The 22,816-nt window shown below is 36.8% G+C and carries 23 protein-coding genes; 7 read left to right on the top strand and 16 right to left on the bottom strand.

Going from position 1 to position 22,816, the window contains the following annotated elements; all coding sequences use genetic code 11:
• Positions 1-112: 112 nt before the first annotated feature.
• A complete protein-coding gene (nfsB, locus tag MKL38_RS04705; RefSeq protein WP_231764969.1) occupies positions 113-766 on the top strand; it encodes an oxygen-insensitive NAD(P)H nitroreductase in 654 nt (217 codons plus the stop codon).
• Between the two features lie 35 nt (positions 767-801).
• Here the strand turns inward: nfsB and MKL38_RS04700 are convergent, their stop codons facing one another.
• The 5 genes from MKL38_RS04700 to tsaE form a co-directional block, all read right to left on the bottom strand.
• Entirely contained in the window at positions 802-1,662 is an 861-nt protein-coding gene (locus tag MKL38_RS04700) for a DMT family transporter (protein WP_270902668.1), read from the bottom strand.
• A gap of 141 nt (positions 1,663-1,803) precedes the next feature.
• Positions 1,804-2,328 (bottom strand): RNA chaperone Hfq, encoded by a 525-nt coding sequence (gene hfq / locus MKL38_RS04695; RefSeq protein ID WP_209831057.1) that lies wholly within the window; start codon positions 2,326-2,328, stop codon positions 1,804-1,806.
• 94 nt (positions 2,329-2,422) lie between these two features.
• Positions 2,423-3,367 carry a tRNA (adenosine(37)-N6)-dimethylallyltransferase MiaA gene (gene miaA / locus MKL38_RS04690; protein WP_198077672.1) on the bottom strand — a complete coding sequence of 315 codons (945 nt, stop codon included), beginning with the start codon at positions 3,365-3,367 and terminating at the stop codon, positions 2,423-2,425.
• Between the two features lie 6 nt (positions 3,368-3,373).
• Positions 3,374-5,323, bottom strand: coding sequence for a DNA mismatch repair endonuclease MutL (gene mutL, locus MKL38_RS04685; protein ID WP_270902667.1), 1,950 nt, complete (start codon positions 5,321-5,323; stop codon positions 3,374-3,376).
• Positions 5,316-5,789: a tRNA (adenosine(37)-N6)-threonylcarbamoyltransferase complex ATPase subunit type 1 TsaE gene (tsaE, locus tag MKL38_RS04680; protein WP_270902666.1), complete on the bottom strand. Its 474-nt coding sequence runs from the start codon at positions 5,787-5,789 to the stop codon at positions 5,316-5,318. Before tsaE ends, mutL begins: the two co-directional genes overlap by 8 nt.
• A 119-nt stretch (positions 5,790-5,908) precedes the next feature.
• Here tsaE and MKL38_RS04675 point away from each other — a divergent pair, with 119 nt between their 5' ends.
• The 3 genes from MKL38_RS04675 (at position 5,909) to MKL38_RS04665 (ending at position 7,779) form a co-directional block, all read left to right on the top strand.
• Positions 5,909-6,817, top strand: coding sequence for a pseudouridine synthase (locus MKL38_RS04675; RefSeq protein WP_004643265.1), 909 nt, complete (start codon positions 5,909-5,911; stop codon positions 6,815-6,817).
• 111 nt (positions 6,818-6,928) lie between these two features.
• Entirely contained in the window at positions 6,929-7,237 is a 309-nt protein-coding gene (locus MKL38_RS04670) for a type II toxin-antitoxin system RelB/DinJ family antitoxin (RefSeq protein ID WP_004643266.1), read from the top strand.
• Between the two features lie 98 nt (positions 7,238-7,335).
• Positions 7,336-7,779 (top strand): GNAT family N-acetyltransferase, encoded by a 444-nt coding sequence (locus tag MKL38_RS04665; protein WP_017392103.1) that lies wholly within the window; start codon positions 7,336-7,338, stop codon positions 7,777-7,779.
• Here the strand turns inward: MKL38_RS04665 and MKL38_RS04660 are convergent.
• Entirely contained in the window at positions 7,772-8,476 is a 705-nt protein-coding gene (locus tag MKL38_RS04660; RefSeq protein ID WP_270902665.1) for a pseudouridine synthase, read from the bottom strand. The two genes, MKL38_RS04665 and MKL38_RS04660, sit on opposite strands and share 8 nt — an antisense overlap.
• Before the next feature lie 89 nt (positions 8,477-8,565).
• Complete coding sequence (locus MKL38_RS04655) at positions 8,566-8,784, bottom strand: hypothetical protein (RefSeq protein WP_004643270.1); 219 nt, start codon at positions 8,782-8,784, stop codon at positions 8,566-8,568.
• A gap of 254 nt (positions 8,785-9,038) precedes the next feature.
• On the opposite strand from MKL38_RS04655, the gene MKL38_RS04650 reads away from it, so the two are divergent.
• On the top strand, positions 9,039-9,491 hold the full coding sequence (locus MKL38_RS04650; protein WP_003652413.1) for a DUF441 domain-containing protein: 453 nt from the start codon (positions 9,039-9,041) through the stop codon (positions 9,489-9,491).
• Positions 9,492-9,556: 65 nt separating this feature from the next.
• Here the strand turns inward: MKL38_RS04650 and MKL38_RS04645 are convergent, their stop codons facing one another.
• The 3 genes from MKL38_RS04645 to MKL38_RS04635 all read right to left on the bottom strand — a co-directional run bounded on the left by MKL38_RS04645 (position 9,557) and on the right by MKL38_RS04635 (position 12,163).
• Positions 9,557-10,477, bottom strand: coding sequence for a LysR family transcriptional regulator (locus MKL38_RS04645; RefSeq protein WP_003652415.1), 921 nt, complete (start codon positions 10,475-10,477; stop codon positions 9,557-9,559).
• A 292-nt stretch (positions 10,478-10,769) separates the two neighbouring features.
• Positions 10,770-11,567, bottom strand: coding sequence for a DUF4198 domain-containing protein (locus MKL38_RS04640; RefSeq protein ID WP_270902664.1), 798 nt, complete (start codon positions 11,565-11,567; stop codon positions 10,770-10,772).
• Between the two features lie 167 nt (positions 11,568-11,734).
• Entirely contained in the window at positions 11,735-12,163 is a 429-nt protein-coding gene (locus tag MKL38_RS04635) for a hypothetical protein (protein ID WP_270902663.1), read from the bottom strand.
• A gap of 225 nt (positions 12,164-12,388) precedes the next feature.
• Here MKL38_RS04635 and MKL38_RS04630 point away from each other — a divergent pair, with 225 nt between their 5' ends.
• Entirely contained in the window at positions 12,389-13,588 is a 1,200-nt protein-coding gene (locus MKL38_RS04630) for an MFS transporter (protein WP_151745552.1), read from the top strand.
• A gap of 26 nt (positions 13,589-13,614) precedes the next feature.
• Here MKL38_RS04630 and MKL38_RS04625 read toward each other — a convergent pair whose 3' ends face one another.
• Positions 13,615-14,598 carry an ion transporter gene (locus MKL38_RS04625; protein WP_270902662.1) on the bottom strand — a complete coding sequence of 328 codons (984 nt, stop codon included), beginning with the start codon at positions 14,596-14,598 and terminating at the stop codon, positions 13,615-13,617.
• Positions 14,599-14,720: 122 nt separating this feature from the next.
• The gene (locus tag MKL38_RS04620) at positions 14,721-15,155 is read right to left on the bottom strand and encodes a hypothetical protein (RefSeq protein WP_270902661.1); all 435 of its coding nucleotides are present in this window, start codon (positions 15,153-15,155) and stop codon (positions 14,721-14,723) included.
• 670 nt (positions 15,156-15,825) lie between these two features.
• On the opposite strand from MKL38_RS04620, the gene MKL38_RS04615 reads away from it, so the two are divergent.
• Entirely contained in the window at positions 15,826-17,283 is a 1,458-nt protein-coding gene (locus MKL38_RS04615; RefSeq protein WP_270902660.1) for a DASS family sodium-coupled anion symporter, read from the top strand.
• 125 nt (positions 17,284-17,408) lie between these two features.
• Here the strand turns inward: MKL38_RS04615 and MKL38_RS04610 are convergent, their stop codons facing one another.
• From MKL38_RS04610 to MKL38_RS04595, 4 genes are all read right to left on the bottom strand, one after another.
• A complete protein-coding gene (locus MKL38_RS04610) occupies positions 17,409-17,990 on the bottom strand; it encodes a hypothetical protein (protein WP_270902659.1) in 582 nt (193 codons plus the stop codon).
• A gap of 114 nt (positions 17,991-18,104) precedes the next feature.
• Positions 18,105-20,744, bottom strand: a complete 2,640-nt coding sequence (locus MKL38_RS04605; RefSeq protein ID WP_026056210.1) for a bifunctional aconitate hydratase 2/2-methylisocitrate dehydratase — start codon at positions 20,742-20,744, stop codon at positions 18,105-18,107.
• 251 nt (positions 20,745-20,995) lie between these two features.
• Positions 20,996-21,358 (bottom strand): hypothetical protein, encoded by a 363-nt coding sequence (locus MKL38_RS04600; protein WP_270902658.1) that lies wholly within the window; start codon positions 21,356-21,358, stop codon positions 20,996-20,998.
• A 135-nt stretch (positions 21,359-21,493) separates the two neighbouring features.
• Positions 21,494-22,729, bottom strand: a complete 1,236-nt coding sequence (locus MKL38_RS04595) for a lactonase family protein (RefSeq protein ID WP_270902657.1) — start codon at positions 22,727-22,729, stop codon at positions 21,494-21,496.
• Between the last annotated feature and the right edge of the window lie 87 nt (positions 22,730-22,816).

Below are 22,816 nucleotides of genomic sequence, written 5' to 3'. Positions count from 1 at the left end.
AAACATTATATTTCTTTATCAAATTACATAGGAAATGTTTTTGAATAAAATAGCGTATGATGACAAAGATTAAATTCTCTCAATTGCCATAAGATTGATATGGAGCACGCCTATGGACCTCTTGAATTCTGTTAAAAGCCGCTATACAACAAAAGCGTATGATTCTGAAAAGAAAATCCCCCAAGAAAAAATTAATAAATTATTAGAAATTTTACGTTTTTCACCTTCTTCAGTGAATATACAACCTTGGCACTTTTTCGTTGCAGATAACCTTCCTGCTAAAGAAAGAATAGCGAAAGCCTTAACAGGTAAATATGCTTACAATGGCCCCAAAGTGCTTGAGTCATCACACACACTTGTATTTTGCACAAAAACAGATATTTCATCTGAATACTTAAATCAATTACTTGAACAAGATGATTTAAGTGGCCGTTTTAAAGATGAAAAAGCTAAATTAGGCCAAAAAGATACTCGCCATGGCTATGTTGAGTTCTATCGAAATGAGCAGAAAAATTTATTTGGATGGATGGAAAATCAAACATTCATTGCTCTGGGACAACTGCTTTTTGCTGCGGGTTTAGAAGGAATTGATGCAACCCCAATGGGCGGCTTTGATGAAGACATTTTAAATAATGAGTTAGGTTTAACTGAAAAAGGCCTACGTAGTTCAGTCATTGTTTCTCTAGGTTATCGTAGTGAAAACGATTTTAATGCCAAACTACCAAAATCACGCCTACCAGATGAAGTTATTTTTACCTATTTATAAAATTAGAATAGTTCAAGAGATTCAAGTCTCTTGAACTATAAAGCCATTGCCCTAGCTAAACAAATCACGCCACTGATCCCAAATAAAATACCTAAAGTGGTCGGCCATTTTAATTTTTCTTTATATAAAATAACGCCACTTGCAATGCCTAATAGCACCACAAGAATATTCATACTTGCAAAAACAATTGCAGGTGAGTCCTTTAAAAGAATATGAGCCTTCACATATAAAGCAATATTTGAAAAATTAAGTACACCTAATATCAACCCAGCTATAGCACTTTTAAACTGCCATTTTTGGGTTTTCTGCACCAATAAATATGAAAGTGATAATATAAAAGCTGTAATAAAAATAAGATTCAAAGTGAGTGTAAATTGAAGACCTAAACTACTCGTATATTTTAAGAGAATATCTACTGCGGCATATCCACACCAAACACTTAATAGAGCAAAAATTGCTTTTCGAGATTGATGATTCGAAGAATTACTCATTTGTCCAAAAAGAACAAGTAAAACAGCAAAAATTCCTAAACCTATTCCCCATAGCTTTAATGCATTAAATTGCTCATGAAAAAAGAAATAAGCTGCGAGTAAAGAAAGTACGACAGAAAGACGCTGTGCAACTTCGGTCTTAACAATTCCTGCATATTCTAATGACTTGGCTAAACACAGAAAAATACTGGGCAAAATCAGTCCCAATGCAATAATTAACCACCAAGGAGTCTTTGATATTGAAATGTGTTGAATATCAGGCTGAAACCACCAAAAGCAAAGAAGACTTGCGCTCGCATAGTTCCATGCAATCATTTGTAACGGCTGATACCCTTTTTTCTTTAAGTTTTTTAGTAGAATAGACACCAAGACACTACTTAAAGCAGCAGCCAATATTAATATCATCGATTAAAACTCTATTTATTTAAATATATGAGTCACCATGGCCAAATTATGACCTTTGATGAATTTAATATTTTGAATTAACTTTTAAATAAACATAAAAAAACCAGTCATTATCTGACTGGTTTCTTTTTTAGATATCAATTAACGATTATTTTCGTCTTCTTGACCATCTTCAAATTTAGTATCGTTGTCAAAACCACCTTGATGACCACCGAAGCCGCCTTGACCACCGAAACCACCGCCTTGACCACCGAAGCCACCTTGACCGCCGAAGCCGCCACCTTGACCACCGCCAAAGCCGCCTTGACCACCGAAGCCGCCTTGAGCGCCACCGAAGCCACCTTGAGCACCACCAAAGCCACCGCCTTGACCGCCACCGAAGCCACCAGTAGGTTGACCACCAAAACCGCCTTGTGTGCCACCTTGTGCTGGGAAGCCTGTACCTTGCGCGCCTGCTGGGCGTGGGTTACGAGCTGGAACAACAGTTGAAATCGCGTGTTTGTAAACCATTTGACTTACTGTATTTTTTAATAAAACAACATATTGGTCAAATGATTCAATATGACCCTGTAATTTAATACCGTTCACAAGGAAAATAGAAACAGGGATACGTTCTTTACGGAGAGAATTTAAGAACGGATCTTGTAAAGTTTGACCTTTAGACATTTTTAACTCCAAAAAAAAATTTTTAAATCAGCGCAAAAAAACTATCTTTATTTTTCAACTAAAAATTATAAAAAGACAGTGTGCAAATTTTGCTTTATCCATAAGAGTTTCGCAAGTCTTCTTTCGCCTGCTTTATCGTCAAGTAAGTTTTAAAATCGTGTATTTCTTGCAAAGAACGTAACCACGTATATTGACGTTTGGCAAGTTGTCGTGTTGCAAATAAAGCTTTATCCTCCATTTCACGTTTACTTTTGAGACTTATATCACTTTTTAATAGAAATTCTAGTGCTTGTCGATAACCCACCGAACGCATTGAGGGTAAATTTTCATCTAAATCGTATTTTTCAATTAGAGCTTCAACTTCACTCAAAAAACCGATATCCCACATTTTGCTTAATCTTTGCTCAATGCGTTGATGTAATTCTACCCGATCTGGAAGTAAAGCATAATTATGAAATATGTATCGATATGGTACGTTTTTTGGTTGTTCTGCCTGCAATTTAGTAATTGGCTCACCCGTAAGCTTATAAACTTCGAGTGCTCGAATAATCCTTTGCTTATCAGTCACATTAAATTTTATAGCCGCGGCAGGATCTACAGAAACTAATTCGTCATAAACAGCCTGCCACCCTTCATTTAAAGCTTTTTCTTCAATTGACGCTCGAACTTGGGGATCTGCACTCGGCAAATTACTCGATAGACCTTCTAATAATGCCTTAAAGTACAACATTGTGCCTCCTACTAAAATAGGAGTTTTCCCACGTGAATGCATGTCATCAATCAACTTAGACGCATCTTCAACAAATTGAGCAGCTGAATAAACTTCAAGAGGAGTAATAAGATCAATGAGATGGTGAGGATATAGCGCTTGTTCTTCACGAGTTGGTTTAGCAGTACCGATATCCATATCTTTATAAACGAGAGCAGAATCAACAGAAATCAGCTCAAAATTTCCACGTTCGTATAATTCACATGCCAAAGCGGTTTTACCACTTGCAGTTGGTCCCATTAAATTGATGACGGGCAATTGATTTGACATGTAAAACTACTCTCCTCGAGCAAATAATTTATCTAATTGAGATAATGGGAATGCACGCCAAGTTGGCCGCCCATGGTTACATTGGCTCGCAAATTCAGTTTGTTCCATTTGGCGAAGTAAAGCATTCATTTCTGAAAGACTGAGTTGTCGATGTGCACGCACTGCTCCATGACATGCCATTCCAGCTAATAACTCATCTCTTTTTTGAAGTAATCCTTGTGCTTCATCATTTGGGTCTAAATCATTTAAAAGTTCAGGAATAAGATTTTCAAAGTCAGCTTTTTGTAATATGGCTGGCACTCCCCGAACAATAATCTGCTCGTCTCCATATAAATCAATTTCCAGTCCTAAACGTTCCAGTTGAGGTTTTAACTCTTCTACCCGCACTGCCTGCATACGGCTAATAGAAATGACTTTAGGTATGAGTAACTGTTGAGATGTCCAAAACTCTGGTTTGTCCCAAGCATTTTTCATTTGCTGTAATAAAATACGCTCATGTGCTGCATGCATATCAACAATAATCAGCCCTTCTGTATTTTGCGCTAAAACATAAATTCCATGAAGTTGAGCAATTGCGATGCCTAACGGAAATTCATCGACTTTAGTTACTGGCTCAATATCTTCATTCACTGAAAAATTAGCAGGTTGATCACGCAGTGGCGCTAAGTATGTCTTTAACGCATTATTTAACTGAGGAGAACCGTTATATTTTGGGGTTTGATCTGCATAGTGAACAGCTTGCGGACGACTAGCGTTAAAATCGGTTAATAACTCTGTTGGTGCGTGCTGAGTCTGTGGCTCACTATCTGCATTTAAAGTTTCATTTGCTCGGTGTAATGAAAATTGTTCTTGATATTTAGGCTGCGGTTGTACTGAATAATCAGAGTTTTCATCTACTTTCATCGCTTGAGCTAAATCAGCGCTCGCTGTCTGAAATTGCGACAAAGTTTCTTTCGCATAATGTCTTACAAACTCATGCACTTCTCTCTGATTTAAAAAGCGAATTTCATGTTTTGTAGGATGAACATTCACATCGATATTTTCAGGGTCAACTTCTAAGAAAAGTAAATATGATGAATGTTGGTGGCCGTGTAAAATACCGTCATATGCCATACGTAGTGCATGTGAAATCGTTTTATCTTTAACAATACGACCATTTACATAGACATATTGCATATCAGCCTGCGCACGAGCATCTGAAGGATGGCCAAGCCAACCTGATAAACGCATGCTAATACTTTCGGCATCCATCCAATATGCATTTTGTACAAATTGCGAACCTAATAATTGCTGTACTCGCTGAAAACGAAGTTCTCCGCTATCTGCTATAGGTAAATTAATTCTAATATTATCATTATGTTCAAGCACAAAACGTATATCAAAATGCGTTAAAGCCAGACGACGAACAATCTCTTCAATATGACCAAATTCAGTCGTTGGTTTCTTTAAAAATTTACGGCGTGCCGGTACATTAAAAAATAAGTCCTGAACACGTATGTGAGTCCCCTTTTGAGCAGCAACAGCTTGTACTTCTTGATGATCAAAGGCTGTACCATTGACTTCAACCTGATGGCCAATACCACTTTCATCTTGGCTACTAGTCAATGTCAATCTTGAAACTGCGGCAATCGAAGCAAGGGCCTCCCCGCGAAATCCTAAACTCACAATAGCGTGTAAATCTTCTGCAGTTTTAATTTTACTTGTCGCATGGCGCATGACGGCTAATGCCAAATCTTCAGAATGAATGCCATGCCCATTATCAATAATTTCTATGAGGGTCGAACCACCTTGAGCGATCCGTACAATGAGTTCAGTTGCACCCGCATCGATGGAGTTTTCTAATAATTCTTTAACAACAGATGAAGGACGTTCAATCACCTCACCAGCAGCAATCTGGTTGGCTAACGCTGCGTCTAAAGTATGAATACGACGTTGTGTTAGCTTTTCATCAGTCATGAAGCTGTTCCTGCAAAGTCTGATACAAATGTTCTGTGGGTAGAGTTAAAGTTACAAAACGACTCAGCTCATCCTCTGACTTTTGAATATCGATGATGATATCTGCCTGAGGAATTTCATCACCACCTTTTGATGGCCATTCAAATAAAAATAATGCATCTGTGACATCTAGATAATCACGGATTCCCATTAATTCAAGTTCATAAGGGTCATTCAAACGATATAAGTCAAAATGAAAAATTTCTTTCTCATTGATTTTATAGGGCTCAACTAGTGTATAGGTTGGACTTTTAACAGAGCCTTTATGATCCAAAGCCTGTAAGAAATAGCGCGTAAGTGTGGTTTTACCCGCACCTAAGTCTCCAATTAAATAAATCACACCTGACTGAACATGTTGCGCCAACGCTTGAGCTAGACGCCCAGTATCTTCTTCATGATTTAAGACCAATTTCAATGAATACGACATAGCACACATAACATGATTCAAAATAATCGATATGATAACATTGCCCTGCCTTAAAAGCCTACTCAAGCCCTAGAAGTTGGCTTTTTTATATCAATTCTCTTACATATTTATACTTTTTTATGTCTAGTCCGAACGATTTTTTGCCACCTATGGTTGATGGTGTAAGCGCAAGCCAAGTTTATCTTCCTGCACAAACAAATACTCAAACTATTTATGAGTATCTATGCCAACATTTTCAACATATTAAAGTTCAAGAGTGGCAACAACGATTTCAGGATGGACTTATTTATGGGGCAAATGGACAAAAATTAACATTAGATAGCCCCTATCAAAGCAATACCCATATTTTTTATTATCGATTTCTTGCCTATGAGCCACATGTTCCTTTCGAGCATCGAATTTTATTTGAAAATGATGACTTACTGGTGGTCGATAAACCTCATTTTTTAACAATTAGCCCAACTGGACAATATGTACAAGAAACATTATTAGTTCGACTTAAAAAACAGACAGGTAATGAATTTTTAACACCGATACATCGATTAGACCGTGAAACTGCTGGGGTGGTTCTATTTTGCAAACGGGTTGAATCGCGAGGTATTTACCAACAATTATTTGCAGAGCGTCAAGTCAATAAAACTTACCACGCTATCGCGCCTTATAAAAAAGAATTAAAACTTCCTCAAACATTACATTTGCATTTAGATAAAGGGTCTCCTTTTTACACCATGCAAGTTGTGGCAAATGCTAAAGCAAACACTCAGACCTATATTGAGCTTATTGAACACAACCAGATTTGGGCTAAATATCGTTTAACACCGACGACAGGTAAACAGCACCAGCTTCGTGTACATCTTAATTATCTAGATATTCCGATTAAAAATGATCCATTTTACCCGACTGTTCAACATAAGGCAGATGATGATTTTTCAGAGCCACTACAACTTTTAGCGAAGCACATTTCATTTGTCGATCCACTCACGAAAGGGGAAATGTTTTTCAATTCTCAGTTTGAATTGACGTTGTAATGTAAGCGTAATGACAAAAAGATTGTTTTTTATGCCGAAAAACATTGAAATTACATTGCGATGGTTTAAAATAAATTCCTAAAAATTAAAAATCATTTGGTTTTGTTATTCATGCGAAAAACAGAAGTTTATCAGGTTCGACTGGACTCCCAAGAGAAAAAGCAGGCTTTTGCTGTTTTTAAACAATTGGGAATTACCCCTGCCCAAGCGGTACGACTTTTTTTTAAACAGGTCGTATTAACTAAATCTATTCCGTTTGCGATCGAAAATCAGAGTATTAATATGGAACAATTATTAAAACTCCGAAAAGCAAAAGCATCTTCATTAAATCAAAACCCATCGACTTTAAGCGAAGATGATGATCATGAAGATTTGTTTGAAGAACTAAACGCACTTCTTGGTGAGAGCGACAAAACTTAACACTGTTGCATTTATAAACAAGTTTTAACGTCAAAAAGCTCTTTTTTTCGTTATGCTCTCTTTGTAAAAATATAATGATAAGTTACAAGGAGTACCAAATGATCGTTAGACGAGCGACTTTTGAAGATTTAGACCAACTCGCCGTTTTGTTTGATGAATACCGCCAGTTTTATGGGGCCTCTTCTAATTTTAATGAATCACTTTACTTTCTTAAACAACGTTTTGAGAATAGAGAAAGTGTTTTTTTTATTCATATTAAAGATGACAAAATCACCGGATTCGTTCTACTCTATTTAGGTTTTTCTTCAGTTGCTTGTTCAACATATTATATTTTAGATGATGTATATGTTACGCCAATTTTTCGTCGCCAAGGCTCAGCCAAACAGTTAATCGATACTGCCATTTTATTTGCAAAACAACAAAATGCCCTACGCATTAGCCTAGAAACTCAAAGTAATAACCATGAGTCTCATCGTCTATATGAACAAATGGGCTTCATTCGGGATAGTGAGTTCCAAACCTTCCATTGCTTTCTTAAATAATATTTTGTGCTAGCTGCTTTTGCTGCTCTGATAAATAAATCCATTCCCCATCTGCTATTTCAGGTAAAACCAATTGACCTACTTGATGGCGATGCAATGCTTCTACTTTATTTCCTACAGCAGCAATCATTCTTTTGACTTGGTGATAAACACCTTGATGAATGGTCATCGTTAATTGGTGAGTTTCCAACATTGCTACATCGGTTGCAGCAAAAATGCCTTTTTCCTGATGTAAGCTGACACCTTCGCTTAACATTACGATTTGCTCAGGTGTCACTGGATCGAGAGTCGTAACATGATAAACCTTTGGAACATGTTTACGGGGATGGGTTAAAGCTTGAAGATATTTACCATCATCAGTAAGTAAGAGTAAGCCTGTTGTGTCTTGATCTAAACGCCCAATTGCTTGGACGCCTCGATGAATCATGATTTCAGGTAAAAGACTAAAAACGCTTTGATGATGCTGAGGCTGATGTGAACATTCAAAACCTTTTGGTTTTTTTAATGCAATATAAACTTGTTCTCGATATTGGTAAGTTTGCCCAAAAAGCGAGAATTCTAAATTTTCAGGAGAAAATTGCTTTTTGAGATCATCTGCAACCTCTCCATCAACACTTACAGAACCATTTTTTATTAACTGCTGACAATATTTACGTGAACCAAACCCTTGTGATTGTAAAATTTTTTCCAGCAGCATGGAGTTTCTCTTTAGAACAAAACACTCATTTTAACGCAGTTTCAACTCCCTACTCACTACTCTTTGCATTTAGTTCATTAAACTGCGCTCTATTCTTCAATTACTCGATAAATATTTTCGTTCTGTTCACTTTCGAACAGTAATTCAGTTGTAGGTAAAATAATTTCATTATCAACAATAATATGTTCAATACGTTGGCTTAGCTTTAAAGTTTCATTTTCGTGTTCAACTAAATTTTGCTTTAATTGAGCCTTGGCATCATGAATCTGATCAAACTGATCTTTAATTTTGATATCTACAATTTCCATAGTCATTATCCTATGTTCATGAGTAATGACTATTTTTATAACACAACTTCAAAAAACTATAAGATTTAACTTGTTAATTTATATAACATTGTGTCCAAGCGTAACCGAAAATTAAAACTCTTTATCAATGAGCGATATACAATAAAATTTTATTAAAGATAAAATCCAAGATCTGCTGAATCTTTTAAAGCTTTCACATTCCTACTCTTAAATATTATACAATTCCATTTTATTTACTTGCCCACCCCGCTCCCATGCTTGCCCAATTTGATGTTAATTTAGTTGTCCTTCTAGTTCTACTTATCTGTGGTTTACTAAGTCAAAATGCAGCTGTAACCATTGCAGCAGGTGTGCTCATTGTCGTTAAAATTACGCCTTTAAATCAGTTTTTCCCTTTTATTCAAGCACATGGTCTTAATTTAGGAATTCTTATTTTAACCATTGGGGTACTCACACCCATTGCCAGCGGAAAACTGAGCGGAGAGAGTATTTTAAAGTCCTTTGTTAGTATTAAATCACTGGTTGCCATTGCAATCGGTCTGTTAGTCGCATGGTTAGGTGGTCGCGGCGTAAAACTTATGTCGAGTCAGCCTGATGTTGTTGCAGGTCTATTAATTGGCACAGTTGCAGGCGTCGCCTTGCTCCGTGGTGTACCTGTCGGCCCTCTTATTGCAGCAGGCTTGCTCTCGTTATTTATCGGTAAATAAATTTTTTCGATATAAAAAAAGGCGCCATTGGGCACCTTTTTTATGCTTAAGCTAAATGAATTGCTCTAGCCAGAATAATACGAAGTTCGTTTTAAAGAGAATTTTTCTAACTGCTTTAAGAACCCTTCAAAATAACTTTTTTCTTTTTCTTCAGTTCGATAGCCCGCATATAACGTCCGTCGTAAGCCTGTAGGTGAAACACAATCTAAACGGCGACTCGTAACCCATCCCTTTTGTTCATATTCATTCACTACCCAATCAGGCAATGCCGCAATGCCCCTCCCACTTGCTACAAGCTGAATGAGCATTTGGGTTAAATCTGTTGTTCGTATTTGTTTAGGCTGAATATTTGCCGGAATGAAAAGTTTAGACATAATATCTAAACGATGCTTATCAACTGGATAAGTAATTAAAACTTCTTCTGCTAACTCTTGAACCGTAATATTTTCAGCACGAACCAATGGATGTGTGTTGGATAGAACCAAACGCGATTCATATTCAAAAATAGGAAAATACTCAATTCCTTTTAATGCAATTGGATCGGCTGTAATAAGCAAATCAAATTCAGCATTTTGTAAAAGCTCATGTGGATTAGCTTCAAATCCAGAAGCAAAGTCTAAATCAACATCTGGGTATTGATGTCGATATTGATTCAATAACGGCATTAACCAATCAAAGCAGCTATGGCATTCAGATGAAAAGATAATTCTACCGGTCTGTCCATGCACAATACGAGTAATATCACTATGTGTAATCTGGATTTGCGGTAAAACATCATCAGCTAACTTAAGTAAGCGTTGCCCAACATTAGAAAAGCTAACAGGCCGGCTACGTCGATTCACCACCTCTACCCCATACCAATGATCTAATTCTTTTAATTGGTGAGAGATAGCCGAGGGCGTTAAACAAAGATCATTCGCAGCAGAAACTAATGAACCATGTTCACGTAAGGCAACTAAAGTTTTAAGGTGGCGTATTTCTAACATGGGCCCAAGCCTAAAAAAGAGATTTATCTGTGAGTGTCTTAATCTCATCTTTGCTTTTCAGCAAATAGGATAACTGTAGATAAATCTTCACTAATGAATATTATTCATTTTACCATGGAATTAATTAATTTGTCTCAACATGAATTATTTTTCATAATTATTCTATCAGATGAATTTTTTTAATTTAAAGGTACAACTGTGTAGCTTATTACTGCTTAATTGAAATCGAAAAGAATTTTATAAAAACAAAAAATAGACCCAATCTAGGTCTATTTCTTATGAAAATTAATAATTACTGCGCCCACACATTTAAGCTAATAATCGTATAACTTTGATTTTTAGGTTTTACCTTTAAATTTAGTGGAGCTGTTACTTCTACTAAATACTCTCCAGCCTTTGGAAATTTAAGCTCAACCTGACCGTTGCTATCTGCTTTAAACTGCTGCACTTGTTTATCAGTCGCGCCTTTTTCTCTTAAATTAATTTCAGCATTCGCGAGACTCGTTCCTTTCTCACTTATGGTTAATTTAATAGGTTGAGCAACTTTAATTGCGTTGGGATGTACAGAGAAGTTAACTTTAATCGGTGTGTTTGGAAGTTGAATATCTGAAACTTTTCCTTTAGAAAGATAACTTTGTAATACCCACTCTCGTGTTACTTCTTCTGTTTTAATATTTTTCGCTTTAATGTCAGCTGGAATTAAATATTCACGTTCTGCTTTCGGTGGGGCTTTATCAGCTGGCATATCAAAAAATAAATGCCATGCTTTTTGGTCATATACATATTTTAAAGGATAACTTGCTTGTGTCTGAATGATATAAGTTCCCTCTTCCGGCAAATCGACATCAAAAACCGTGGCCGATTTATGCAAAGCTTCCGCAGTAATCGTCTTAAGCTCATTTTTAGGAGTAATTACGGTAAGTTTGGCATCCTTTAAAGCATACTCACTATTTAATGCTTCTTCGGCATAACCAGCAATTACGGGTACTTGAGTTTGTTCTGTTTTATAAGCTAAAGGCGCTACATAGGGCTCATGAGCAAAGCCTGTGGTACATATAAATGCAAGAGGCACAATTAAAAATTTATTCATTCTTACAAAATCCTGTTGTACACAAAGTTAAAAAATTTCAGACAAAAGATACGCAGCTACAGTATACATAAATAAAAATCATTATTATTATCATTTAATATTCAAATTTAAAATTCTCTAATCTTTTATTCAAAAAGAAAGAGGCCCACAGGCCTCTTTCATCTACATTATTGCTCTTTTACTTTTGGAAATGCCTCATTAAAATCAATAAGCTTATAACTTTTTACTAAATCATCTGGTCCGTAAGATACTTCGTAAGATGTTTCTTTACCGTTAAAATATGCTTCAGTCGGCGTCCCAAATACTTCCCAAAGACCGATTGAAGCAACATCTGCTACACCATGACCAAAAGCTCTGCCGACTTTCACCCACTTTGAATAACCTTGCTGAAAAGTATAGATCTCAACGCGTGTTCCATCACGGTATTCTGAAAGTACAGGCGCACCAAACTCGGCAATCACATAATTACGAGAACTGCCTGGATTTAGAACATTTAAATTTTTTTTACTTGGTTGATTACCCGCCATAAATACTGCGCAACCAGACATAGATAACATAGCCATACCCATAAGGCAGGTAATAAATAATTTTCCCACGTTTTAGCATCTCTATTTTTAGATATTTATACAACTTGTTGTAATGCTTAAAGTATTACGCGCTCATCATATATAATTTTTAAAAGTTTTTCGATGAATTATTCCATATAAAAATTTAAATTTACTTCATTTGAATATGTAATCCTTATCTCAATATTTTAGTTTTTTATTATTCTGTACTCTTTTCCCTTATACTTCTCTTTTTGAGTCTTTTCTTAACCTATTATGGCGTCCCCGCAATCTCCTCTATCTACACATCAACACTATTCACTATTTTTAGCAATTTTCTCACTCGCTGTAGGTGGTTTCTGTATTGGAACCACCGAATTCGTCGCAATGGGACTGATTCAGGAAATTGCCAATAACTTAAAAATTACAGTACCAGAAGCTGGACACTTTATTAGTGCTTATGCATTAGGTGTGGTTATTGGTGCTCCCATCATCGCTATTCTTGGAGCTAAAGTTCCTAGAAAAACGTTATTACTTGGCTTAATGCTTTTTTATGGTATCGCAAATGCCTGTACCGCTTTAGCCCATACACCTGAAACTGTTTTAATCTCACGTTTTATTGCAGGTTTACCGCACGGAGCATATTTTGGTGTTGGTGCATTAGTTGCAGCTGAACTAGCTGGTCCTTCACGAAGAGCATCGGCTGTTGCCCAAATGATGATGGGGCTTACAGTTGCAACTGTGATTGGTGTACCTTTGGCAACTTGGTTAGGTCAAAATTTTGGTTGGAGAGCTGGCTTTGAATTTTCAGCGACTATCGCTTTCTTCACCTTAATTGCTGTTGGCTTCTTTGTACCCAATATTCCAGTCCAAGCAAAAGCAAGCATAAAAACAGAATTAGCTGGCCTTAAAAATATCAACATGTGGTTAACACTAGCGGTGGGTGCAATCGGTTTTGGTGGCATGTTTTCTGTTTACAGCTATGTTTCACCTATTTTGACTGAATATACACAAGTGAATATCCAAATCGTCCCTATCGCTTTGGCTATTTGGGGTATTGGTATGGTTATTGGTGGCTTAGCCGCAGGATGGCTTGCAGATAAAAATCTGAATAAAACGATTGTAGGTGTACTCATTAGCTCAGCTATCGCTTTTGTAGTGGCTAGTTTCTTAATGAGTAATATTTATACTGCTATAGCATCTTTATTTTTGATTGGTCTTACCGTAATGGGATTAGGTGGAGCATTACAGACTCGTCTAATGGATGTCGCTGGCGATGCTCAAACGTTAGCAGCGTCACTCAACCACTCTGCCTTTAATATGGCCAATGCATTAGGTGCATTTCTAGGTGGATGGGTACTGAGTCACCAAATGGGCTGGATCGCGCCAATCTGGGTCGGTTTTGTCTTAAGCCTCGGTGGCCTTATCATTTTACTTATTGCCTTTGCAGTAGAAAAAACAAGTAAGAAAATTTAATCAAAGAAGAGGCTAACTAATTATTTCTAATCAGTTAGCTTACCGCCACAGTGAGGACAATAACATTTTGTCTCTCTAACCGATTCTTCTTCCTCTAATACTTTTTCACGCATAATTTGAATAATCAGGTTATGCGCTTGTTCTTTTGGCAATCCCACTTTTTGACGTATCCGCTCTATTTCAACTTCGTCATGTAAAATATCAATCCCTCGTACTTGAAGTAACTCACGAAACTCTTGCTCTAGTCTTTGATTCCGTTGATTGAGTTCATTTGCAAGCCCAGATGCTAAAATACCAGCTGGTAACGCTGCAATACCAACACCTAAAATGGTAATGAGTGCGCCTAATAACTTTCCTAAACTGGTCACTGGGGTGACATCGCCATAACCTACTGTGGTTAAAGTAACCACCGCCCACCACATAGATTTAGGTATTGAACTAAAGGCTTCTGGCTGAGCTTTATTTTCAACCACATAAATTCCAGAAGCAGTCATAATAATCATGATAATTAAAATAAAGATAACTGCCTGAAAAGAACCCTTCTCACGCTTAATCACACATAACAATATTTGTAGTGAGATAAAATACCGTGTCAATTTTAATAAACGAAGTAAACGTAATATTCTGAGCATACGAAGATCGATTCGTACGAAGAAATTAAGATAAGCAGGTAAGATTGCCATCAAATCAATAATTGCTTCCCCACTTTTCATCCAGTTCAAGCGGATTTTCCATGCAGATTGTGTCGTATCTCGATCTGCAACACTCCATAGTCTTAATAGATATTCAATACTAAAAATTGCAATTGAAATAACTTCAAAATAGTCGAACCAAACATGATAGCTTGTGTACAAATCATTTACTGTTTCTAACAAAACGGCAGCGACGTTGCCAACAATTAAAACAACTAAAAAATAATTAATACATCTACTTACCGTAGTTTCATAGTCATGGTTATGAAGATTATTATAGAAAAACTTACGCAATCCCTTCCAAGCTGAATTTTGCATAGTGATCTGACCACTTGATATTAAAGATATAGTAAGCTCTCGCCCTCTATTCACCAATATAGTCTTTAATAAATTTTCCTTCACTCACTTGAGCATTTAAAATTTTCTACTTTTTTCTCAGGTCAAGTCATTGCTACACATCGGAATTCATTTTCTTCCCACCACTGCACATCATAGATGCCTGGGTGTGATTTCAAAATAAGATTAATATAGTTTTGCAGCAACATAATGTGATGAGTAATATCAAGCTTTCTAAATAAAAACTTTCTTAAAATAGGTGTATTTGGAGAAATAAAAATTGCGAATCCATTACTATATTCTTCATAGACACTGATTCCAAGATACATGGTTATTTCGGGCAAAAGAATTTCAATTTGCCATCCCCAGTTTTCACTATATAGCTCTATATTTAAATGATATCTATTTTTCAAAATACTAAAAATATATTGTGCAATATCTTCAGTTTTTTGAACTAAAACACCTTCTTCATCAGAGTATGTTTTTTGATCATATCGTTGATAATCATCAAATTTAAATTCAACAATTGTCTTTAGCATTCTTAAATTCCCTATATAAAATACCCATATTTTTTTTAATTATTTTTAAGTTCGTTTAATTATTTTAAAACAAAAAACCAGTTAATTTCTAGTACTATATTTAATTTTATATATATCAAATTAAAAAATGTCATATTTAGTATTTTTAAATAAAAATATGAACCAATTCACACTTTTAATAAAAACAACAATTCATAAAGTCTATTTTTTACCCAAAATTATATATAAGTTATTTTATTAAATAATTTTTTCACTCTTTATATCTTAATCTAGATATATAATTTATTTTCTGATCTTTAATATTTTCTAAAAATTAGTATTAGAATATATTAATTTAATTAGATATCTTTATAGCTTTTTCTAAAACTAACAATACTAGGTACTATTTATTAGGCTGATATCCATACAGAGAATTTATAATTTTTGAATCAATTTCAGAGTCAAAATTTCAGAAAAACTTAATAATACCAAATAAAACAAAGAAATTCTTAACACAAAATTTTATCCCTTTTATTAAGATGAAAATTAGTACTTCCCACTCGTTATTTTTAAGTTTTTTGAATTTTTGTATCATTTAATCGATAATAGAACTTTAATACTTATTTTCTTTAGCGATTCACTCATAAAGAACTTTATTTTTTTTAAACATATGAAAACAAGGGGAAATTACATGGGATTTAAAGCCCTCCCTACACTTATTTCTTTATTTATTACATTGTTAATCTGGTTTGTGATTCCTGTACCTACTGGAGTCGACCCTGATGCATGGCATTTATTGGCGATGTTTGTAGGTGTGATTGCCGCAATCATCGGTAAAGCTATGCCAATCGGTGCAATTGCGATTATTGCTATCACCTTAGTCGCTGTGACAGGTGTTACTAATGACAGCCCAAGTGGAGCCATTCAAGATGCCCTAAGTAGCTTTGCTAACCCCCTAATCTGGTTGATTGGTATTTCCATCATGATCTCTAAAGGTTTGCAAAAAACTGGATTAGGTGCACGCTTAGGCTATTTATTTATCGCAGTTTGGGGCAAAAAAACCATTGGTATTGGCTATAGCATGGTGCTTTCCGAACTCATTCTCGCCCCTGTAACACCCAGCAATACGGCACGTGGTGGTGGAATTATTCATCCGATTGTACTGGCAATTTCTACTAGTTATGACTCCGATCCTGCTAAAGGCACTGAAGGTCGGATGGGAAAATACTTATCATTGGTTAACTACCAAGCCAACCCGATTACCTCTGCAATGTTCATTACAGCAACTGCTCCTAACCCATTAGTAGTTGATTTAGTGGCAAAGGCGACCAATAGTGAAATTTCTTTAAGTTGGAGCACTTGGGCACTGGCGATGTTAGTACCTGGATTAATTGCTTTAATCATCATGCCTTTGATTATGTATTTGATGTATCCACCCGAAGTCAAAGAAACACCTAATGCAGCTCAGTTTGCTAAAACTAAATTAAAAGAAATGGGACCTGTCAGTAAAAATGAAATCATTATGCTTAGTGTATTCGGTATTTTATTGATGCTATGGGCAGGTATTCCTGCCATGATTTTTGGCTCTACTTGGGCTGTTGACCCAACGACGACTGCTTTTATTGGTTTAGGATTATTGCTACTTACAGGTGTGCTGACTTGGGATGATATTCTGACTCAAAAGAATGCGTGGGATACTATTACTTGGTTCGCAGCATTAGTCATGATGGCGACTTATTTAAATAAATTGGGTTTAATCACGTGGTTCTCGGGTGTTTTAGAAACTAGTATTGGTCATTTAGGTCTAAGCTGGATGCCTGCTTGTTTATTGTTAATGCTGGCTTATTTGTATGCACATTATATGTTTGCTAGCACTACGGCACATATTACCGCGATGTTTGCTGCTTTTTATACGGCTGGGCTTGCACTCGGTGCACCGCCAATGTTATTTGCCTTAATGATGGCAGCGGCTTCAAGTATTATGATGACATTAACCCATTATGCGACTGGCACTTCCCCTGTAGTGTTCGGTTCGGGCTACACCACACTGGGTGAATGGTGGAAGGCTGGCTTTGTTATGAGTGTCGTTAACATCATTATCTTTGTGGTGATTGGCGGACTGTGGTGGAAAGTGTTAGGTTATTGGTGATTTTATAAATATGGAGGAACATTCTTATGCTAATAGGAATGTTCCTCTAAATTTAAATGCGAATGTATAAATAATATTACCATCAGTATAAATATCTCTTAATCTTAAAAATCTTTTGCCTAATTTTAATTTAAATAAGAATTCTCTCTATCAATCAAGGCATTCCACTCTTCATGACTATAAAGTTTAAGATTGGTCAATTGGGTACCTACTAGTAAAAAGTGATCATCCCATGTCAATACTTCTCTACTGTCCTCTAACGTTCTGTTTGAAAAAATGGGAAATAAAATCTCGTTAAAATGCATTATTCCAATTTCAAGCAAGTGCTTCACCTCTTTAGGATTCTCAGGAATTGAATAAAAGACAGGTATATTTTTAATTAATTTAGAGGCGATTTCGCGCGGTTCAGAATAGAAATCATCTAAATACCATTTTTCATCATCACATCTCCATAAATATGCATCAAAACTATTTTGCTTAATTAATAAGGTTTCAGTAATGGCATTCGGGTCTTGATACCAAACAATAAACTCTAGAGCCTTTGTTGGAATTATTGAAAATTTCGGTAATTTTAGATAAGGATAATCTTTTAATATTATGGAGAATAATTGCTGAATTGAGCTTTCCAACTCTTCAATTTTTTGTTTTTTATTCAAAATATTTTCTAATTCAAAAATATTTTTTTCTATATTTAAAATGCTTTTCATTATAAAAAATAAGGGCTGATTACTCAGCCCTTATTTTATCTTTTTGCTCAAGCAAATCATAGATTTGCTCTTGCGCTAGGGAAAAGCCTTTCGGCTTTTCTTGATCCTAGCTCATTAAGTCAATTGAGCAGCTTGGATTTTCTTAGTATCAACTTGATCAGCTTCTTTAGTATATTCGCTCATCTTGTCGAAGTTTAAGTATTTGTAGATCTCAGCAGAAGCGCTGTCGATTTGCGACGCGTACTGTTGATATTCTTCTGGGCTTGGTAATTTACCAAGAACCGCAGCTACAGATGCAAGCTCAGCAGACGCTAAGTAAACATTTGCACCTTGACCTAAACGGTTCGGGAAGTTACGAGTAGAAGTCGATACACATGTTGTGTTCGGTGCTACACGTGCTTGGTTACCCATACAAAGTGAACAACCTGGCATCTCAGTACGCGCACCAGCACGACCATAGATGTTGTATAAGCCTTCTTCCATTAATTGGTGCTCGTCCATACGTGTTGGTGGAGCCAACCATAAACGAGTAGACAATGAGCCACTAGGTACTTTGTCAAGTAACTGACCCGCTGCACGGAAGTGACCGATGTTAGTCATACAAGAACCGATGAATACTTCATCAATCTTGTCGCCTTGAACATCAGAAAGAAGTTTAGCGTCATCTGGATCGTTCGGGCAGCAAAGAATTGGTTCTTTGATGTCGGCAAGATCGATTTCGTAAACTTTTAAGTATTCTGCATCAGCATCAGCTTTTAACAAGCTTGGGTTGTCTAACCACTTCTGCATGTTTTCAGCACGACGCGCCATTGTACGAGCATCGCCATAACCTTCTGCAATCATCCACTTCAACATGGTGATGTTAGAACGTAAGTATTCAGCAACTTTCTCTTCAGAAAGTGTGATTGAACAACCAGCAGCAGAACGTTCAGCAGATGCATCAGAAAGTTCGAATGCTTGCTCAACAGTCAAGTCATTTTCCATTTCTGATAAATCGATCTCAAGGATACGACCAGAGAAGATGTTTTTCTTACCTTTCTTCTCTACAGTTAAGTCACCCGCTTGAATTGCGTAGTAAGGAATTGCATGTACAAGGTCACGTAAAGTGATACCAGGTTGCATTTTACCTTTGAACTTAACAAGTACAGACTCAGGCATATCAAGTGGCATAACGCCAGTTGCAGCTGCGAATGCAACAAGACCAGAACCCGCAGGGAAAGAAATACCGATTGGGAAACGAGTATGTGAGTCACCACCAGTACCAACTGTATCTGGAAGTAACATACGGTTTAACCAAGAGTGGATAATACCGTCACCTGGACGTAAAGATACACCACCACGGTTCATGATGAAGTCAGGTAATGTATGGTGAGTTGTTACGTCAACTGGTTTTGGATACGCAGCAGTGTGACAGAAAGACTGCATTACCAAGTCAGCTGAGAAGCCCAAGCATGCTAAGTCTTTTAACTCGTCACGAGTCATTGGACCAGTTGTATCTTGAGAGCCAACTGTAGTCATCTTAGGTTCACAGTAAGTACCCGGACGAATACCTTGACCTTCAGCTAAACCACATGCACGGCCAACCATCTTCTGAGCTTGCGTGAAGCCTTTACCAGTATCAGCAGGTTGTACTGGTGTACGGAACAATGTAGAAGGTGCAAGACCTAATTCTTCACGTGCTTTAGTTGTCAAACCACGACCAATGATCAAGTTAATACGACCACCAGCACGTACTTCGTCTAAAAGTACTGGAGTTTTAAGTTCTGCTTCTGAAATTTGTACGCCATCTTTAAAAGCAGTAACTTTTGCAGCAGCGTGGTCAATTTTCAATACAACTTCGTCGCCCATGTTCATGTTAGCAACGTCGATTTCTACAGGTAATGCACCTGCGTCTTCCATTGTATTAAAGAAAATTGGAGCGATTTTAGAACCTAAGCACACACCACCATCTTTTTTGTTTGGAATGTGTGGAAGTTCGTCACCGAAGAACCAAAGTACAGAGTTAGTTGCAGATTTACGTGAAGAACCTGTACCAACAACATCACCAACATAAGCAACTTGGTTGCCTTTCGCGATGAGTTCTTTGATTTGGTTTAATGGACCAACTTCACCTGGTTTTTCAGGATTGATACCATCACGCTCGTTTTTCAACATTGCATTTGCGTGTAATGGGATATCTGGACGGCTCCAAGCATCTTGTGCTGGAGACAAGTCATCAGTATTTGTCTCACCAGTTACTTTGAACACAGTGATTTTAATTTCTTCTGGAACGTCAGGACGGCTTGTGAACCATTCTGCGTCTGCCCAAGATTGTAAAACAGCTTTAGCATTGGCATTACCCGCTTTTGCTTTATCTGCTACGTCATGGAATGCATCAAATACAAGAAGTGTTTTCTTCAACGCTTCAGCAGCTAGGCTTGCAAGTTCAGCATTGTCAAGAAGCTCAACAAGTGGTGCTACGTTATAACCACCAAGCATCGTGCCAAGTAAGTAAACAGCACGTTCTTTAGAAACGAGTGGTGAAGTTGCTTCGCCTTTTGCAATTGCTGCCAAGAACGCTGCCTTTACGTAAGCTGCTTGGTCAACACCTGCAGGAACACGGTTTTCAAGCAAATCAACCAAGAACGCTTCTTCGCCTGCTGGTGGATTTTTTAATAGTTCAACAAGCTGAGCTGTTTGAGCATCATCAAGTGGCTTCGGTGGGACTCCGAGTGCGGCACGTTCTTCAACGTGTTGGCGGTAAGCTTCTAGCACGGTGTTCATTCCTCTTTTTTTGAAAAATTACTTGCAAATTCCAGCTTTCTTAAAAAGCTTCACAAGTAATATGGACTACAAAAGTTTACTAGAGTTCAAGGTAAAAGTTAATGAAAACGGGGTGTTTCTCCGTGATGCCCATTATTTTGTATCTAAATACCCATGTATAAATAATAAGCATATTAGCCAAATCTGGGCTATTTTTAAGCAAAAATGCCTTACATGAGAGGAAATTCAATAACCTTACACATTTAGAACGATTTATATTTTGGCATTTTGTCATGAGGTGTTGCCAAACACTCATCCATCGCTTGCTTTCTAACTTTTTCTTGGAGTGCTTGAGAATCTTTTGTCAGTTCTTCTTTTGGAATTGTGTAAACTTTATCAATAACATTAAGAATAAATTTTTTCGTAATATCATCTTCAATCTTATTTGCATGCTCAACTGCTTGAGTTTTTTCAATTGCTTGCTGACGATCAAAAACAATACTTCTCGCTGCATTTCCTACGCTAGTACAAAAGCCATGCCATTGCTCTTCAGGTGTTAATGGCTTCTTTTCTGAACAACCAACAAAGAATAAACTCACTGCCATCAATAAAATCTTTTTCATCATTTCACTACACTAATTATTGCTGCCCATATCATACGGAAAATCATCATTTTTGCAAAAACAGTCAAAAAAACCGAGATGATTTCCCCCTCGGTCTTTTTATATCAAGCATTAGAAATGCCAGTTTCATGATTCTGGTTAATTAAAAAATTTGATATCCGTAGGCGTTGGTATTTTTGCTGCATCGCCAGCAGGTTTTAAGGTGCCATTTTTTGCATCAAAGCGGAATAAACTAATGTTATTACTAAAAACGTTCGTCACATACAGATATTTACCAGACGCATCGAAGGAGAAAGCCCGTGGTTCAATACCATTCGCTTTATAAACTACTGGTTTAGCTAGCAATCCATTCTGTTGAATTTTAAATACCAAAAGTTTGTTGTCTGCACCACGATTGGCAGCAATCACATATTTGCCATTTGGACTGAGGATAATTCCACTCGCACTCTTAAATTCAGGTGTTTTGTCCTCGTGAATTAGTTTTAGCTCAGCCACTTTTTTCAAATGACCATCTTGCACATTAAATGTCACAATTTCGCTTCGCATTTCTGCGGTAACGTACGCATGTTTGCCATTTGGTGAAAAGACCATATGACGCGGGCCAGAACCATGCCTAAAAGTCACATCTCGGCTATTATCTGCTTCGAGTGGTTGAGGCTTATTTGGGTTATAACGAAAGGTATAGACTTTGTCATTTCCAAGGTCGCTCGCATATAAATACTTACCATCTGGGCTGAAAGTTGTCGAATGTGCATGACCACTCTCCTGACGACCTTTCACATGACCAGAACCTTCCGCGAAAACAATATTTTGAACCATTTCACCTAAATGGCCGTTTGGCAAAATTGGTAAAACAGCCACCCCACCACGACCTTTATCGAATGCTGAATAGTTCGATACAAACAGGAATTTACCATCTAAACTAATTGATGCATGCGTTGGATGTCCACCATGGCTATTCACTGTGTTCAACACTTCTACCTTACCATTTTGAACTGATAATGCAGTCACCGCTCCTTCATTTTCTTCATTAGTGGTATAGGCAAAACGGCCATCTTTCGATTTTACAACCCAAGAAGGACTTTTCATTTTCAACACTTTAACAGGAGTTAAAGTCCCATCGCTATTCACTTGAAGCTGGTACAAACCCTCACTGGCTTGTTTTGGTTTTTGCACAAGCGGTGCATCAGGGATAGATGTCCATGTCCCCACTAAAGCAATTTGTTGCTGTGCGGCATTTACGGCGGAACACCATCCAAATGACAAAAGCGTCAACGACAATGTTGCTGTTAACTTGTGAATTAGCCCACGATATTTAATATTTGTATCGTTGTCCTTGCCATATTTTATTTCAACATAAGTATCTATTTTCACGTTTATTTCCTTGAAAAATTCACCTTATTTGCACTTATCAACAAGGTATTATCAATCTAATTTCATTTAATGTTTCTGAAAACTAAT

It is taken from the genome of Acinetobacter sp. AOR14_HL (assembly GCF_027855175.1).
Lineage (GTDB): Bacteria > Pseudomonadota > Gammaproteobacteria > Pseudomonadales > Moraxellaceae > Acinetobacter > Acinetobacter calcoaceticus.
Note: the sequence above shows the minus strand (reverse complement) of the source record. Positions and strands in the feature narration are given on the sequence as shown.